A 16,266-nucleotide genomic window follows, 5' to 3' on the forward strand; every position below is an offset into this window, starting at 1 on the left:
CGGCTGGCGGGGATGCCTGCGCGGCTTCCCCCAGCTGACCCCCAAGCCACGAACGTCTGAACCGAACATTGATCGACGCCGGGTATAGAATGCCCGCTTTCTGTTTTGCTGTCGGACCAACCGCTTGACCTCACAACCCGCCGCACCCGCAACCTTCCAAGCGCTCATCTTCCGCTTGCAGACCTACTGGGCCGAACGTGGCTGTGTCGTGTTACAGCCCTACGACATGGAAGTCGGCGCCGGCACCTTTCATCCGGCCACCTTTCTGCGAGCCATTGGGCCCGAGCCCTGGAACGCCGCCTACGTACAGCCATCCCGACGGCCCACCGACGGGCGCTACGGTGAGAACCCGAATCGCCTGCAACACTACTATCAGTATCAGGTCATCCTGAAGCCTTCGCCCCTGGACATCCAGGATCAATATCTGGACTCGCTGCGGCTGCTCGGGATCGACCCGCTGGTGCACGACATCCGCTTCGTCGAGGACAACTGGGAATCGCCGACGCTCGGCGCCTGGGGTCTCGGCTGGGAGGTCTGGCTGAACGGCATGGAGGTGACGCAATTCACTTATTTCCAGCAGGTCGGCGGCTTGGAGTGCCGTCCGGTCAGCGGCGAAATCACCTATGGGCTCGAGCGCATCGCCATGTACCTGCAGGGCGTGGAGAGCGTCTTCGACCTGAAATGGGCGGATACGCCCCAGGGCCCGGTGAGCTACGGCGACGTCTTCCTGCAAAACGAGCGCGAGCAGTCGGCCTACAACTTCGAGCACGCGGACGTCGAGGCGCTGTTCGCCGCGTTCGACGTCGCCGAGCGCCAGAGCTCGGCATTGGTCGAGCAGGGCTTACCGCTGCCCGCCTACGAGCAAGTGCTCAAGGCATCGCACTTGTTCAATCTCCTCGATGCCCGCGGCGCCCTCTCGGTCACCGAGCGCCAGCGCTTTATTCTGCGCGTGCGGACCCTGGCCCGTGCCGTGGCGGAGGCCTATTACGCAAGCCGAGAGGCCCTCGGCTTTCCGATGCTGGAGGCACGCTGACGTGAGCACCGAGACCACAGTCCAAGACCTGCTGATCGAAATCGGCACCGAGGAGCTCCCGCCGAGCGCACTGTCGCGCCTGTCCGCGGCCTTCGCGTCACAGTTCGCAGAGCAGTTGGCCGAGCACGTGCTCGCGTACGGCGCCATCGAGGCCTTTGCGACACCGCGGCGCCTGGCCCTGATCGTGCGCGGGCTCGCCGCTCGGCAGCCCGACCGGGAGGAGATCCGCCGGGGGCCGGCGCTCAAAGCCGCCTTCGACGCAAACGGCGCGCCCACCAAGGCGGCCCTCGGCTTCGCCCGCTCCTGCGGCGTCGATGTGGCGACGCTGGCGCGCGAGGAAACCGCCAAAGGCCAGTGGCTGGTGCACCGCAGCGTCCAGCACGGTGAGGAGACGGCGGCGCTGCTGCCGGCGCTGACCAGCACGGCCCTGGGGCAACTGCCCATCCCCAAGCGCATGCGTTGGGGCGACGGCGATGTCACCTTCGTGCGGCCGGTGCATTGGGTTTGCATGCGCTTCGCCGACGCCGCCGTGCCCGGCGAGGTGCTGGGTGTACCCATCGGCACCGAAACGCGCGGTCACCGCTTCCATGCGCCGGCGGCGATCGCCATCGCCACCCCGGACGACTATGCGCCGGCCCTGCGCCGTGCGTATGTGGAGCCCGACTTTGCCGCGCGCCGGGAGGCCATTCACGACCAGGTGCTGGCCAGCGCGCGCAACATCGGCGGCGAGGCCAGTCTCCCCGATGACTTGCTCGACGAGGTCACCGCGCTCTGTGAATGGCCGGTGGCGCTGTTGGGGCAATTCGACGAAGCCTTCCTCGAGGTGCCCGCCGAGGCGCTGATCGAGACCATGCAGCATCATCAGAAATACTTCCCAGTCCATGGCGCAGACGGCACCCTGCTGCCGTATTTCGTCGCCGTGAGCAACATCGACAGCCGACAGCCGGAGATCGTGCGCGCCGGTAACGAGCGCGTGATTCGGCCTCGGTTCAGCGATGCGCGCTTTTTTTGGGAGCAGGATCTGCGAACGCCCCTCGCCGATCTGCAGCCGGCGCTGGAGCGGGTGGTGTTTCAGCACAAGCTCGGCAGTATCGCGGACAAGTCGCGCCGGGTGGCGGCCGCGAGCCGGCACATCGCAGCACAGCTGGAGTATGACGCGGCGCTGGCCGAGCGTGCGGCACTGCTCGCCAAATGCGACCTCGTGACCGCTATGGTGGGCGAGTTCGCAAGCCTGCAGGGCATCATGGGGCGGCACTATGCCGAGCGCAGCGGCGAGACACCCTGCGTGGCGGCCGCCATGGAGGAGCAATACCTGCCGCGACACGCCGGCGATCGCCTGCCGGCCTCCGAGTGTGGGCGGGTACTGGCGCTGGCCGACAAGCTCGATACCCTGGTTGGCATCTTCGCCATCGGCGAGCGGCCCACCGGCGTCAAAGACCCCTACGGCCTGCGCCGCGCCGCCATCGGCGTGTTGCGGATGCTCATCGAAACGCCGCTGGCGTTGGATCTGCGCGCCCTGCTCGACAACGCCGCGGCGGCATTTCCCGCGTCCGTCGGCGCATCGGCGGCGGTTGCGGAGACCTATGCCTACGTCATGGAGCGGCTGCGCAGCTATTATGCGGAGCAGGGCATCGAGGCCGAGGTGATCGACGCCGTGATGGCCGTCGACGCCTCGGCGCCCAGCGACTTCGATCGGCGCGTGCGCGCGGTGACCGCCTTCACGCAGCTGGAGGCCGCGGACGCCCTGGCCGCCGCCAACAAGCGCATCGCCAACATCCTGAAGAAATCCGAGCCGGTACCGACGGACATCGCCCTCGATGGCGGGTTGCTGCGGGAGCCGGCGGAGCAGCGTCTCGCCGAGCGCGTCGCCGCGCTGCGCGAGCATGTGGCACCGTTGCTGGAGACCGGCGAGTACACCGAGGCCCTCGCTGCGCTGGCCGAGTTGCGACCTGACGTCGATCGATTCTTCGATCAGGTAATGGTCAACGCCGAGGAGCCGGCGCTGCGTGCGAATCGCCTCATGTTGGTGCGCGACGTGCTCGCGCTCTTCTCGAGCATCGCGGACATCAGCAGGCTGCGGGTCGGCGGGCAGGGGTGATGCCATGAGCACCGCCATGCAACGCATCATTGCCCCCACCGCCGCCAGCACGCGCGGCTGTCCCTACGGCAAGGGTTGCGCCGTATGAAGCTCGTGATTCTGGACCGCGACGGCGTGATCAACGAGGACTCGAAGGACTACATCCGCTCACCCGACGCGATTCGGCCCATCGCTGGAAGTCTCGAGGCCATTGCCCGCTTCACACAGGCGGGCATCCACGTGGCCATCGCCACCAATCAATCGGGGATCGCGCGCGGCTTCTTCGATGTGGATACACTGAATCGGATGCACGGCCTGCTGTGCAGCCGCGCCGCCGCACTCGGCGGGCGCATCGATCTGATCGCATTCTGCCCGCACGGCCCGGCGGCACACTGCGGTTGTCGCAAGCCTGAGCCCGGCCTGTTACAAAGCATCGCACGGCGGTTCGAGCTCCCGCTCGCGGATATCCCCGTCATCGGTGACTCGCTGCGCGACCTGCAGGCGGCACAGCGCGCCGGCGCGCGCCCCATTTTGGTGACCACGGGCAACGGGCCGGGCGTCGCGCAGTCGCTGCCGCCGGCGCTCGCAGAAGTTCAGATTTTCGCCAATTTGTATGCCGCCGCCGATGCCCTGTTGGCGGGCGCCTGAGTGAGGCGCCCGCGAGGGGGCGCCTGCAAGGTTCGGTAGGTCAAGTCGCCCGCAAGCGGGCTCCAACGGGACTCTGAGTGGCCGAATAGTGGGTTACGCGGGTCGATGCTTCGTGCCGGCGCTGGCGATCGCTCCCGGCGCGCACCCGCCAAGCGCTCAGACGTCCAGATTCTCCACGTCCAGCGCGTTGCGCTCGATGAACTCCCGGCGGGGCTCGACATACTCGCCCATCAGGGTGGTGAAGATCTGATCGGCGGCGACGGCGTCCTCGATGGTCACCCGCAGCAGGCGCCGTGTGGCCGGGTCCATCGTGGTGTCCCAGAGCTGGCCCGGATTCATCTCGCCGAGGCCCTTATAGCGTTGGATGCTATAGCCCTTACGCGCTTCGCTGAGGAGCCAGTCATAGGCCGCAGCGAAGGTCTCCACCGGCTGCTGGCGCTCGCCGCGGGAGACGACGGCCCCGGGCTGCACCAGTCCGTCGAGCTTCTCCGCCAGCGTCGCAATACGCTCGTACTCGGGTCCATCGAAAAAGTCGAGGGCGATGTGGGTGGTCTCGGGAATGCCGTGCACCAGACGCACCACCTGCAACTGCGCCTTCGCTCCGGGGTCTGCGGGTGTCTGCACCGCCAGCCGATAATCGAGTGCCGGACCCGTACGGGCAGTCATGCCAGTGGCCAAACGAGCGATCCAATCGTCCAGCGCCGACGGGTCCGAGCGCAGCGCCGGGGTGAGGCGGGGCAGGGCAATCAGCTCTTCCATCAACAGCGGATCGTAGCGGCGCTGCAGTCGCGCCAGCATGGCGCGGAAGGACTGGTATTCCGCCGCCAACTGCCCGAGTGCCTCAGGGGACAACGGCGGCGCATCCGGGCCGACGCGCAAGCTGGCTTTGTCCAAGGCGGCGCGCAACAGCGAGGCACCCAGCTCCGTGTCGTCCAGCAGGTAGTCTTCCTGCTTGCCGCGCTTGATCTTGTACAGCGGCGGCTGGGCGATGAATACGTGCCCGCGCTCCACCAGCTCCGGCATCTGGCGATAGAAGAACGTCAGTAGCAGGGTGCGAATATGGGCGCCGTCGACGTCGGCGTCGGTCATGATAATGATGCGATGGTAGCGCAGCCGGTTGGGGTCGTACTCATCATGGCCGATGCCGCAGCCGAGGGCGGTGATCAGGGTGCCCACCTCCGCCGACGACAGCATTTTGTCGAAACGCGCCTTCTCCACATTCAGGATCTTGCCCTTGAGCGGCAGGATGGCCTGAAACCCCCGGTCGCGGCCCTGCTTGGCCGAGCCGCCGGCGGAATCACCCTCGACGATGAACAGCTCGGAATTCGACGGGTCCTTCTCCTGGCAGTCGGCGAGCTTGCCCGGCAGCCCCGCCACATCCAGCACACCCTTGCGGCGGGTCATCTCGCGCGCCTTGCGTGCAGCCTCCCGTGCCCGCGCCGCCTCCAGCATTTTATTGGCGATGACCTTGGCCTCCGCCGGATGCTCTTCCAGGAAGATATCCAGGTGCTCCACGAACAGGGATTCGACGATGGGCTTGACCTCGGAGGAGACCAGCTTCTCCTTGGTCTGAGAGGAGAACTTGGGATCGGGCACCTTCACTGACACCACGGCGGTGAGGCCTTCCCGGGCGTCGTCGCCCACCGGGCGGGTTTTCTGGCTCTTATCCAGCGCTTCACGCTCGATGTACTGGTTCAGCGTGCGGGTCAGCCCGGCACGGAACCCGGCGAGGTGGGTGCCGCCGTCGCGCTGGGGGATGTTGTTGGTGTAACAAAAGATGGACTCCTGGTAGGAGTCGTTCCACTGCAGCGCGACCTCCACCACCACATGGTCCCGCTCGGCGGAGAAGTAGAACACCGTCGGATGGATGGGCGCCTTGTTCTCGTTGAGGTGACGCACGAACGCCCGGATACCGCCCACGTATTCAAAAACATCCTCGCGCTGGCTGCGCTCATCGCGCAGGCGGATGCGCACGCCGGAGTTGAGAAAGGACAGCTCACGCAATCGCTTGGACAGGATGTCGTAGTGGAAGTCGCGGTCGGAGAAGATGCTGGCGGAGGGCCAGAAGCGGATAACAGTGCCGCTGTGCTCGGATTCGCCGATGCGGGTGAGTGGCGCGTCCGGCACGCCACCCGTGAAACACTGCTGATACAGGTGACCTTCCCGGCCGATGCGCATCTCCAGGCGCTCGGACAAGGCGTTGACCACGGACACGCCTACGCCATGCAAGCCGCCGGAAACCTTGTAACTGTTGTCGTCGAACTTACCGCCGGCGTGCAGCACCGTCATGATCACTTCCGCGGCGGAGCGGTTCTCTTCCGGGTGGATATCCACGGGAATCCCGCGGCCGTCGTCGGAGACGGTCACGGAATAGTCGTCGTGCACCACGACTTCGACTTCGGAGCAGTGGCCCGCCAGGGCCTCGTCGATGGAGTTGTCGACCACCTCGAAGATCATGTGGTGTAAGCCAGTGCCGTCATCGGTGTCGCCGATGTACATGCCCGGTCGCTTGCGTACGGCATCCAATCCACGCAAAACCTTGATACTTGAGGAGTCGTAAGTCATGGACGTTTCTTGGGTCATCCAAAGGAGTGTGGCGGTCGCGCCCGACGATGCAGCGCTGCCGACGCCGGAGTAACACGGTATTGTACCGCGGTTGTGGGGCGCGAAGCGCAGCGCCGCGAGATTTGGAGCAGGCGACGGTTCGTCGGGGATATCGGTGTGCGTCGCGACGGCGCAAAGGTCTTCTGGAGGCACAGGAGTGGGCGCAGGCCGGGCTGCAGTGGGAGGTGTCACCAACCCGCACCGCATACGGGAGGAGACAGTATGTTCCACGTGGAACAGCCCGCGACCAGCACTGGCTACCAGCCCCACCGGCAACTGTCACCGCAGATTCGCGGCAGCAGATGTTCCACGTGGAGCAGTCTGCGAGCGGCGCCAACAACCAGCCCGCCGGCAAGCGTCAACGCCCGTGCGTGGCCAATGTTCCACGTGGAACATGGCGCCGGCGGCTATCGCCACCAACGCCACGAGGACCATCAACAACAGTTTGCGGAGGCATCATGTTCCACGTGGAACAGCCTGCGAGCGGCGCCGACAACCAGCCCGCCGGCAAGCGTCAACGCCCGTGCGTGGCCAATGTTCCACGTGGAACATGGCGCAGCCGGCTATCGCCACCAGTGGCACGAGGCACCATCAACAACAGTTTGCGGAGGCATCATGTTTCACGTGGAACAGCCTGCGAGCGGCGCCGACAACCAGCCCGCCGGCAAGCGTCACCGCCCGTGCGTAGCCAATGTTCCACGTGGAACATGGCGCAGCCGGCTATCGCCACCAGCGCCACGAGGGACCATCAACAACAGTTTGCGGAGGCATCATGTTCCACGTGGAACAGCCTGCGAGCGGCGCCAACAACCAGCCCGCCGGCAAGCATCAACGCCCGTGGGCAGTCAATGTTCCACGTGGAACATGGCGCGGACGGAGTTGGTCACCCGCTGTGCCGGCAACCGTCATGGCGCGCAGGTGAAGGTACCCTGTTCCACGTGGAACAGGGCGGGCCTGTGGCTGGCGATCAAGTCCGCAGGCGGGTCTTCCAGGCTGGTGACCATCACCTGATCAGCCGCACATCCCCAGGCCTCGATCACTGGCCCCGCGTACTTTGCGCTCAGCTCCGCATAGGGATCATCCAGCAGCACCAGCTGGCGCTGGCCGCTCGCTTCTGTCACCACCTGCTGAACCGCAAGCTGTAACAGGATCCCCGCAAGCTTGTTTTCTCCGCGCGAGCCGGACCACACCTGCGACGCCGAACGAAACACCACGTCCCCCCGTGCCGCAGACAGGAAGGTGTGTCCCCGTTCAATATCGCCGGAGCGCTGGCTGTCGAGCAGGGCGTGCAAATCCTGATCCTGCCCGGTCCATCGCCAATCGATGGACAGCTCGCCAACGGGTGACAGGTCGGCTGTCAGTGTCCGAAACGCTGAATCCACCCGTGCGGTGAAGGCCCTGCGCTTGGCCCAGACGGCGGCGAGTTGTTCGGCGTAGGGTGCGTCCCAGACGGGCTTCCCCCTGCCACCACTGCTCAGCCATGCGTTGCGCTGTCGCTGTAGGCGTTGGAGCAGCGCCCACCCCGATCGCGCCTCTGGTTCCACGTGGAACAATGACCAATCGAGAAACCGGCGACGGAGTGCGGGGTCGCCATCCACGATATTGAAGCTCGAAACCCCCACAAAGCGACTGAACGCCGGGCCGTCCATGCCGCCTCGTGCCGACTTGCTCGTCCAGCGGTACTGTTTCACGCGCTCGCCTTGGCGAACACGCCCGAGCACCGCAGTACCGGCTTCGCCGCGCGTCGTCAGGGGACCACTGCGTCGCCCCCGAAAGGTTCTCCCGCGGTCGAGCAGGTAGATGGCCTCCAGCAGTGTTGTTTTACCGGCGCCGTTGCTACCGCTCACCCAGACGAGGCCGGGGCGCAGCTGCAACTCCGCCGATCGGACACAGCGCAGGTGCCCGATGCGAATCGACTCTACGAACAAGGAAAACGCCTGGTGCGCCGCCCGTGCGCCGAAGCCTAGAGCCGCATCGGCATCACGACGAAGGTCTCTTCCTCGCAATCCAGCCCCCGCCAAATCGAGCTGCTGTCTGCATCTTGAAAAGTGACCTCCACTTGTCCCGCCTCGATCGCCTGGAGGGCGTCGAGGAGATAGCCAACATTGAAGCCGATGGTCACCGGCTCACCAGCGTAATCCGCTTCCACCTCATCCTCGGCCACTTCCTGTTCGGGATTTTGCGCCTGCAAGCCAAATATGCCTTCATCGAAGCTGATACGCACACCCTTGTACTTTTCGTTGGACAAAATGGCCGCGCGCTGTAAGCCCTTGCGCAGCAGATCCCGATCCACCACCGCCCGACGCGGCAGTCCCTTGGGAATAACGCGCTGATACTCCGGATACTTGCCGTCCACCAGCTTGGAGCTCAGCACCGTATCGCCGAACGCGGCCACCATGGACCGCTCGCCCCAGTTGAAGGACAGCATGGTGCCATCGTCCGCCAGCAGTCGCCGCAGCTCCGACACCGTCTTCGCCGGCAAAATCATCTGCCGCACCCCCTCCGGCTCGCCCTCGTTGCCGTCCAGCGCCACTGCGAACCGCGACAGCCGATGCCCGTCGGTGGCGACGGCGACCACTTCGTTTCCGGCGAGCTCCAACAACACCCCGTTCAGGTAATAGCGCACATCCTGCTGCGCCATCGCGAACCCCGTCTTGTCGAGCAACCGCTTCAGCTGCGTCGCTGGCAGCATCATGCGCTGCATGCCGTCCTCATTGGCAATGCTCGGGAAGTCCGCCGCCGGCAGTGTCGACAGTGTGAAACGGGTGCGTCCGCTCGCGACGATGCATCGCTCGCCCTCCGTGCGGATACTCACCCGAGCGCCTTCGCGCAGCGATCGGCACAGATCCATCAGCTTACGTGCCGGCACCGTCACCGCCCCCGGCTCGGGCACTGCAGACGCGCCCACGCGCGTGCTGATGGCGAGTTCCAGGTCCGTCGTTGCCAGCCGCAACGCGCTGTCGTCGGTTTCAAGCAGAACATTCGCCAGGATGGGTAACGTCTGCCGCCGTTCCACGACGCCAGCGACGACGCCCAAGGCACCGAGGAGGTCGTCCCGCGGGATTTCGATTTTCACGCCGTTGCTGCCTCACATATCAATGATTGGTAAGAGATATCCCAACTGTAGTCGTAATAACGCCTGAGGAAAACTCGAAACGCTCTAGTTTTCGTTGTTATCTCAAAATCTTGCCCGACTGCTTACCTGTTGAGCAGCGATGTCGGAGTTGTGGATAACCTGTCGACAACCAGCGCCGCCGAAACGGCACACAGGTTATCCACAGTCAGCTCGTCAGGGTTCTCAACAAGATCCGGTAATCTTCCTCGATCATGGTATCGCTTGCCCGCAGCGCTTCGATCTTGCGTGTCGCATGGATCACCGTGCTGTGATCCCGGCCGCCGAAGGCATCGCCGATCTCTGGCAAGCTGGCCTTGGTGAGCTCCTTCGCCAGCGCCATGGCCACCTGGCGCGGCCGGGCGATGTTACGCGTGCGCTTCGCCGAGGTCAGATCCGCGACCCGCAGCTTGTAATAGTTGGCGACGGTTTTCTGGATGTTCTCGATGGTGATCTGGCGATCCTGCGCCACGAACATGTCCCGCAGCACTTCGCGGGTGAACGCCAGGTCGATGCTCGCCCCCGTGAACTGGGAGTTGGCCACCAGTCGCCGCAGCGCACCTTCCAGCTCACGGATGTTCGACGTCATGCGCTTAGCCACGAAGTAGCCAACATCCTCCGGCAGCTCGACGTTCAGCATGGCGGCCTTACTGTGCAGGATCGCCACACGCGTCTCGAAATCCGGCGGCTCGATGCCCACGGTCAGGCCCCAGCCGAAGCGGGACTTCAGGCGCTCCTCAAGCCCCGAGACCTCTTTCGGGTAGCGGTCGCTCGACAGCACGATCTGCTGTTTGCTCTCGAACAGCGCGTTGAAGGTATGAAAAAATTCCTCCTGCGAGCGATCCTTGTTGCCAAAGAACTGCACATCGTCGATGAGCAGCGCGTTGACCCGCCGGTAGCGGGCCTTGAACTCGTCGATCTTGTTGTGCTGCAGCGCCCGAATCATGTCCGAGACGAAACGCTCGGAGTGCACGTAGATCACCCGGGCACTCGGATTCGAGTCCAGGATCGTGTTGCCAACGGCGTGCATCAAATGCGTCTTGCCGAGCCCGACGCCGCCATAGATGAATAGCGGGTTGTACGCAACCCCCGGGTTCTTGCCGATCTGCACCGAAGCCGCCCGGGCGATCTGGTTCGATTTCCCTTCGACGAAGGTGGCGAAGGTGAAATCCTTGTTCAGGTTGCTCTCGGCGCGCCGTCGGTCCAGATTGACCTCGGCGCCTGCCCGCGCGCTGTTCCCCGCCCCGGCGGCCGGCACCTCCCGCCCGTTGCTGACGGCGCCGATGTCGAAGCGCACCTGCTCGACACGACCGCCGCTGATGTCGGCACAAAGTCGCGTGATGCGTTGCTCGTAGTGCTGTTTGACCCAGTCCTTGACGAAGCGGTTTGGGGCCCACAGGCATATCGCGCCCGGCTGCTCTTGTGCCTGCAGCGGCATGATCCAAGTGCTGTATTCCGCACCGGTGAGCTCTTGCTTCAAGGCTGCGGCGCAGGCCTCCCAAAGTTCGCTCATACGCGTTGTTCTCCCTGGTGATCGGTGTGCGGCGACGCCCCAGCCCGTGGCGGATGCCGTGCGCGTCGCTGGATTGCCTCGAGTCTATCCACATGGCCAGGAGTTATCCACAGCATCCGACGGGCGCGGACCGCCGTTGCCCGTTGCACAGCCAACACCTTCTGGCTATCCTAGGTGGTCTTTTTGGGGCCGGCGTCGTCGGCGCAGGGCTCCGCTCCTTATTGCATGGTCCGATTCCAAGGAACTTCATCGTGAAACAAACCTTTCAACCGAGTCGCCTGAAGCGGGCCCGCACCCACGGCTTCCGCGCCCGCAGCGCCACCCGTAATGGCCGTAAAGTACTGCAGGCCCGGCGCGCAAAGGGCCGGGCGCGCCTTGCGCTCTAGGCCGGCGCGCCGCGCTGACGTCCCGGGCTAGCCCGCTGAGCGCGCACCGCCTGCACGCGGTGGCACAACCCGTATGGCGACTGCCCCGGCGGACGAGGCCACCCAGGCCCCGAGTCGCAGACGCCGACCGTCACAAAGCCATCGTCGCAGGCTGCCTCAGTGCTGCGTTACCATGTTGGCGTCAGCAGTGCAGGATCGAATGGCCGATTCCAAGCAGGATACCGGGCTGCCTCGTCACAAACGTCTGACACAGGCGTCCGAGTTCAGCCGCGTCTTCCGGCGCCCGGCCCGGCGCAGCGACGATTGTTTCAGCGTCGCCGCCCGTCATCGCAACGTCTGCGACGCGCACGGGGCGCCGGCCCGACTGGGACTCGCCATATCCCGCAAAGCCCTGCCAAGGGCGGTGGACCGCAATCGGGTCAAGCGTATCGTACGTGAATCGTTTCGCCACCTGCGCCTCTGCCCGGGCATCGATTTCGTGGTCGTCGCCCGCACCGGTCTACGCCGTGCCGATAAGGCCGCCATGCGGGCGTCCATCGACACGCATTTCGACACGCTGCAGCGCCACCTGCGGGCCAAGCGCAACGGCGACTGACTGACATAATCGCCCCGGCCGGCGCGAATCATCCTCGCGGTAGCCGCGCGCCCATGCGACGCAGCCAAAGGGTCCATCCCATGCACCTGAGCGTTGAAACCATCGCGCGGCGTCCGTGCTGACCCGTTTCGGCGACCGGTTGCGGGCTGCGGCGAGTTATGCCGCCTGCTCCGCAAACCAGGCGCGAGCCCACCGTCCCGCACCGCGAGCACCCAACGGCCGGCCCGGCCCCAACTTCTACCCATCAACCGCCGTCTGCTGCTGAACCGATGGATAACTTCCGGCTCATTCTCCTGCTGTCTCTGGCCGCCGTTCTGTTCCTGATCTACCAGGCATGGATGCAGGACTACGGTCGCCAGCAACCCGCACCACAGACGGCGACCCAACTCGCTGATCCCGCCCAGTCGCCGGCGACGCTGTCGGACGCCGCCGCCGATGCGCCCTCGGTACCCACCGATGCCCCCGACGCGCCGCCGGCCCAGCCCAGCACCGCGGCGACCGCCGACGCCGCGGCGTCCGCACAGGCGCGGCCCGACATCGTTACCGTGGAGACCGACGTCCTGCGGGCGGAGATCTCCACCCGCGGTGGCACCATCCAGAGTCTGTGGCTGAAAGACTACGCCGCCGACGCCGATCGGCCCGACATGCCGCTGCAGCTGCTGAAGCCGGCGCCGCCCAACATGTTCATCGTGCAGTCCGGCCTCCTCGGCGGCGGCGACCACACGCTACCCACGCACAACGCGCCGTTCACCGCCCAGGCCACCGACTACCGACTGCAAGCGGGCAACGACGATCTCCTGGTGGAGCTGGTCTGGCAGGGGGACGCTGGCCTGACGGTCACCAAGCGCTACCGCTTCGCGCGCGGCAGCTACCTGGTCCACAGCGAGCAGCGCATCGATAACGCCGGCGCCGAGCCCATTGCGCTTCGCAACTACGATCAGCTGCAGCGCACCGAGCTGGTGGACCCGAACAAGTCGAGCTTCATCCACACCTACACCGGCGCCGTCTACTACGGGCCGGAAGAGAAGTACAAGAAAGAAAAATTCAACGAGATGACCAAGCGGCCGCTGGATGTCAACATCACCGGCGGCTGGATCGCCATGATCCAGCACTACTTCATGGCCGCCTGGATCCCCCAGCCCGACGATCCCCAGACCTTCTACAGCAAAGTCGTCGGCGACGGCCGCTATATCATCGGCCAGTACTCGGCGTCGGTCACGGTACCCGCCGGCGGCAGCCACACCTTCGAGAACAGGCTGTTCGTCGGCCCCAAGCTCCAGGACCGGCTCGACAAGATCGCCCCGGGGCTGGAGCTGGCCGTCGACTACGGCTGGCTCACCATCCTCGCCAAGCCCATTTTCTGGCTGCTGGACCTCATCCACAGCCTGGTGGGCAACTGGGGCTGGGCCATCATCATCCTCACCATCCTGATCAAAGGCGCGTTCTACAAGCTGTCGGAGACCAGCTACAAGTCCATGGCCAACATGCGCAAGCTGGCGCCGCGGCTGAAGGCGCTGAAGGACCGCTACGGCGACGACAAGGAACGCATGAACCAGGCGATGATGGAGCTCTACAAGAAGGAAAAGATCAATCCCCTCGGCGGCTGCCTGCCCATCCTGGTGCAGATCCCGGTGTTCATCGCCCTCTACTGGGTGCTGCTCGAGAGCGTGGAGCTGCGCCACGCCCCCTTCATCCTCTGGATCGACAACCTCACGGCGCCCGACCCCTGGTTCGTGCTGCCGGTGATCATGGGCGTGTCCATGTTCGCCCAGCAGAAGCTGAACCCGCCGCCGCCGGACCCGATGCAGGAGAAGATCTTCATGGCCCTGCCCTTCGTGTTCACGGTCTTCTTCGCCTTCTTCCCCGCGGGCCTGGTGCTGTACTGGACCGTCAACCAGCTCTTGTCCATCGCCCAGCAGTGGCACATCACCCGCCAGATCGAGCAGGCGGAGGCGGCCAAGCACAAGGCCTGACGCCGCCCGCCCGCCCGCACGCTCCGCCGGCGCCGCCATGAGCGCCCGCGACACCATCGCTGCGGTGGCCACGCCGCCCGGCGTCGGCGCGGTGGGCATCCTGCGCCTGTCGGGGCCGGCGGTGCCCGACATCGCCACCGCCGTGCTCGGGCGCCTGCCGGCGCCGCGGATCGCGCAGCTCGCGGCCTTTCGCGCCGCCGACGGCGAGGTCATCGACCAAGGCCTCGCCCTCTACTTTCCGGCACCCCACTCCTTCACCGGAGAGGACGTCCTCGAGCTCCAGGGCCACGGCGGCCCCGTGGTGCTCGACCGCCTGCTCGCGCGCGTGCTCGCCCTCGGCGCCCGCGCGGCGCGGCCCGGCGAGTTCAGCGAGCGCGCCTTCCTGGAAGGCAAGCTCGACCTCACCCGCGCCGAGGCCATCGCCGATCTCATCGCCAGCGGCACCGAGCAGCAGGCCAGGCTCGCGGCGCGCTCCCTGCGCGGGGCCTTCGCGCGGCGCATCGAGCAACTGTTGGAGGCCCTCACCCGCCTGCGCGTGCTGGTGGAAGCCACGCTCGACTTCCCCGACGAGGACCTGGACCCAAATCTGGCCGTCGGCGTCGCCGCGGACCTGGAGCGGCTGCGCGCCGACCTCGACACGCTCATGGCCACCGCCGCCCGCGGCGAGCGCCTGCGCGACGGCCTGCTGGTGGTCATCGCCGGCGCCCCCAACGCCGGCAAGTCGAGCCTGCTCAATGCCCTGTCGGAAAGCGATCGCGCCATCGTCACGCCCCTGCCGGGCACCACCCGCGACCTCCTGCACGCCGACATCCAAATCCACGGGCTGCCGCTGCGCGTGGTGGACACCGCCGGGCTGCGCCTGTCGCCGGACCCCATCGAGCAGGAAGGCGTCCGCCGCGCCCGCGAGCAAATCGACCAGGCCGACCTCCTGCTCTGGGTGGTCGACGACGCCGACCCCCAAGCCGACGCGGCGCCGCCGGCGGACCTGCCGGCGCAGGTCCCACGGCTCACCATCCGCAACAAGATCGACCTGTCCGGCCGCCCGCCCGGCGCAACCGGCGCCGACGCCGGCGCCGACGCCGATGCCCCCGATACCGATCGGCACATCGCCTGCTCCGCCACCACCGGCGCCGGACTCGAGGCGCTGCGCCAGGTCCTGCTGCGCCACGCCGGCCCCGGCGCCGACGCTGGCGGCGGCGAATTCAGCGCCCGCCGCCGCCACCTCGACGCCCTGGCCCGCACCCGAGACCACCTGCTCGCCGCCGCCCAGGCCCACAGCCACGCCCAGCCGCTGGAGCTCATCGCCGACGATCTCCGCCTGGCCCAGGACAGCCTGGGCGAGATCACCGGTGCCGTGTCCTCCGACGACCTGCTCGGGCGGATTTTTGGCGAGTTTTGTATCGGGAAGTGAGCCTGGCGCCATTGGCGGCTCTCTCAACCTGCAGTTCCTGTCCGGCTCCACACGCGCTTTTCGAGCGTCCGCCGGAAACTTGGGGGAGACCTTCAGGGGCAACCGAGGCTTCCGGTTGACGCGGGAAGCGCCCCGGCCGGACAGAGGGCATGCAACGCCCGAAGGGGCGGATGCCAGCGACGGGGACAAGAGGAACACCGGGACCGGCCTGCACCGGCCCCGACGCCCGGAGCAGGCTTGATAAGATAATGCAAATGCATTACTGATGACATCCGATTGACCCGCGATCCGGGAGGCCGCCATGACCACGCTGGCACAGGAAACCTCGAAGCTGACCGACCGCTACCAGACGACGGTGCCAAGCGGCGTGCGCAAGCAACTCAAGCTCGGCAAGGGGGACCGGATTCGCTACCGCATGGACGCGGGCGGCCGGGTCTACATCGAGGCGGATCGGGACGACGCGGACGATCCAGCGCTCGGGGCGTTCCTCGATCTGATCGCGGCGGACATCAAGACGGATCCCGCACGGCTTCAGGCCTTCGATGGCGACCTCCATGACCGCCTGAAGACCCTGATCGGCGATGTGGTGGATGATCTCGATCTCGACGCACCACTCTCTCCTGAGGACGAATGACCGGCGATGCCGCGCCGCTGGTCGTCAATGGCCGGTCGATCTACGCGCATCCGCTGTTCCTCGATCAGCTTGACGGGCTGATCAAGGCGGTCGAAGGGCGCAAGGCGCGCGATCCGAAGACGTGGCGGAAGAAAAACTGCACGAAGCGGCTGGCCGCGATCTTCAAGCTGGTAACCGAGGTGATCCCGGCGGACCCCGGTGCGCCTGCGTTCCGGCAAGGCGACACGCTCGGCGAGGCCCGGAAGCACTGGTTTCGGGCCAAGTGCTTCCAGCAGTATCG

General features: G+C 66.1%; 13 protein-coding genes. 9 read left to right on the forward strand and 4 right to left on the reverse strand.

Annotated features, from left to right (window positions below; translation table 11 throughout):
• Positions 1 to 124: 124 nt before the first annotated feature.
• The 3 genes from glyQ (at position 125) to gmhB (ending at position 3,758) form a co-directional block, all read left to right on the forward strand.
• Positions 125 to 1,033 (forward strand): glycine--tRNA ligase subunit alpha, encoded by a 909-nt coding sequence (gene glyQ / locus QZ588_RS01025; RefSeq protein WP_295538713.1) that lies wholly within the window; start codon positions 125 to 127, stop codon positions 1,031 to 1,033.
• Between the two features lies 1 nt (position 1,034).
• Positions 1,035 to 3,131 (forward strand): glycine--tRNA ligase subunit beta, encoded by a 2,097-nt coding sequence (gene glyS, locus QZ588_RS01030; protein ID WP_295538714.1) that lies wholly within the window; start codon positions 1,035 to 1,037, stop codon positions 3,129 to 3,131.
• 84 nt (positions 3,132 to 3,215) lie between these two features.
• Positions 3,216 to 3,758, forward strand: coding sequence for a D-glycero-beta-D-manno-heptose 1,7-bisphosphate 7-phosphatase (gene gmhB / locus QZ588_RS01035; RefSeq protein WP_295538717.1), 543 nt, complete (start codon positions 3,216 to 3,218; stop codon positions 3,756 to 3,758).
• Positions 3,759 to 3,914: 156 nt separating this feature from the next.
• Here gmhB and gyrB read toward each other — a convergent pair whose 3' ends face one another.
• The 4 genes from gyrB to dnaA form a co-directional block, all read right to left on the reverse strand.
• Positions 3,915 to 6,341 carry a DNA topoisomerase (ATP-hydrolyzing) subunit B gene (gene gyrB / locus QZ588_RS01040; protein WP_295538719.1) on the reverse strand — a complete coding sequence of 809 codons (2,427 nt, stop codon included), beginning with the start codon at positions 6,339 to 6,341 and terminating at the stop codon, positions 3,915 to 3,917.
• 926 nt (positions 6,342 to 7,267) lie between these two features.
• Complete coding sequence (locus QZ588_RS01045; protein ID WP_295538721.1) at positions 7,268 to 8,290, reverse strand: AAA family ATPase; 1,023 nt, start codon at positions 8,288 to 8,290, stop codon at positions 7,268 to 7,270.
• Between the two features lie 35 nt (positions 8,291 to 8,325).
• Positions 8,326 to 9,438, reverse strand: coding sequence for a DNA polymerase III subunit beta (dnaN, locus tag QZ588_RS01050; RefSeq protein WP_295538724.1), 1,113 nt, complete (start codon positions 9,436 to 9,438; stop codon positions 8,326 to 8,328).
• 205 nt (positions 9,439 to 9,643) lie between these two features.
• On the reverse strand, positions 9,644 to 10,987 hold the full coding sequence (gene dnaA, locus QZ588_RS01055; protein ID WP_295538727.1) for a chromosomal replication initiator protein DnaA: 1,344 nt from the start codon (positions 10,985 to 10,987) through the stop codon (positions 9,644 to 9,646).
• Positions 10,988 to 11,238: 251 nt separating this feature from the next.
• On the opposite strand from dnaA, the gene rpmH reads away from it, so the two are divergent.
• The 6 genes from rpmH to QZ588_RS01085 form a co-directional block, all read left to right on the forward strand.
• Entirely contained in the window at positions 11,239 to 11,373 is a 135-nt protein-coding gene (gene rpmH, locus QZ588_RS01060; RefSeq protein WP_295538730.1) for a 50S ribosomal protein L34, read from the forward strand.
• A gap of 199 nt (positions 11,374 to 11,572) precedes the next feature.
• Positions 11,573 to 11,968 (forward strand): ribonuclease P protein component, encoded by a 396-nt coding sequence (gene rnpA / locus QZ588_RS01065; RefSeq protein ID WP_295538732.1) that lies wholly within the window; start codon positions 11,573 to 11,575, stop codon positions 11,966 to 11,968.
• 269 nt (positions 11,969 to 12,237) lie between these two features.
• Positions 12,238 to 13,941, forward strand: coding sequence for a membrane protein insertase YidC (yidC, locus tag QZ588_RS01070; RefSeq protein WP_295538734.1), 1,704 nt, complete (start codon positions 12,238 to 12,240; stop codon positions 13,939 to 13,941).
• A 37-nt stretch (positions 13,942 to 13,978) separates the two neighbouring features.
• A complete protein-coding gene (mnmE, locus tag QZ588_RS01075; RefSeq protein ID WP_295538736.1) occupies positions 13,979 to 15,352 on the forward strand; it encodes a tRNA uridine-5-carboxymethylaminomethyl(34) synthesis GTPase MnmE in 1,374 nt (457 codons plus the stop codon).
• A gap of 301 nt (positions 15,353 to 15,653) precedes the next feature.
• Positions 15,654 to 15,986: a type II toxin-antitoxin system PrlF family antitoxin gene (locus tag QZ588_RS01080; protein ID WP_295538740.1), complete on the forward strand. Its 333-nt coding sequence runs from the start codon at positions 15,654 to 15,656 to the stop codon at positions 15,984 to 15,986.
• Positions 15,983 to 16,266, forward strand: a 284-nt coding sequence (locus tag QZ588_RS01085) for a type II toxin-antitoxin system YhaV family toxin (RefSeq protein ID WP_295538743.1), incomplete at its 3' end; no start/stop codon positions are given. The genes QZ588_RS01080 and QZ588_RS01085, both read left to right, overlap by 4 nt.

This window comes from uncultured Thiohalocapsa sp. (genome assembly GCF_913062725.1).
GTDB lineage: Bacteria > Pseudomonadota > Gammaproteobacteria > Chromatiales > Chromatiaceae > Thiohalocapsa.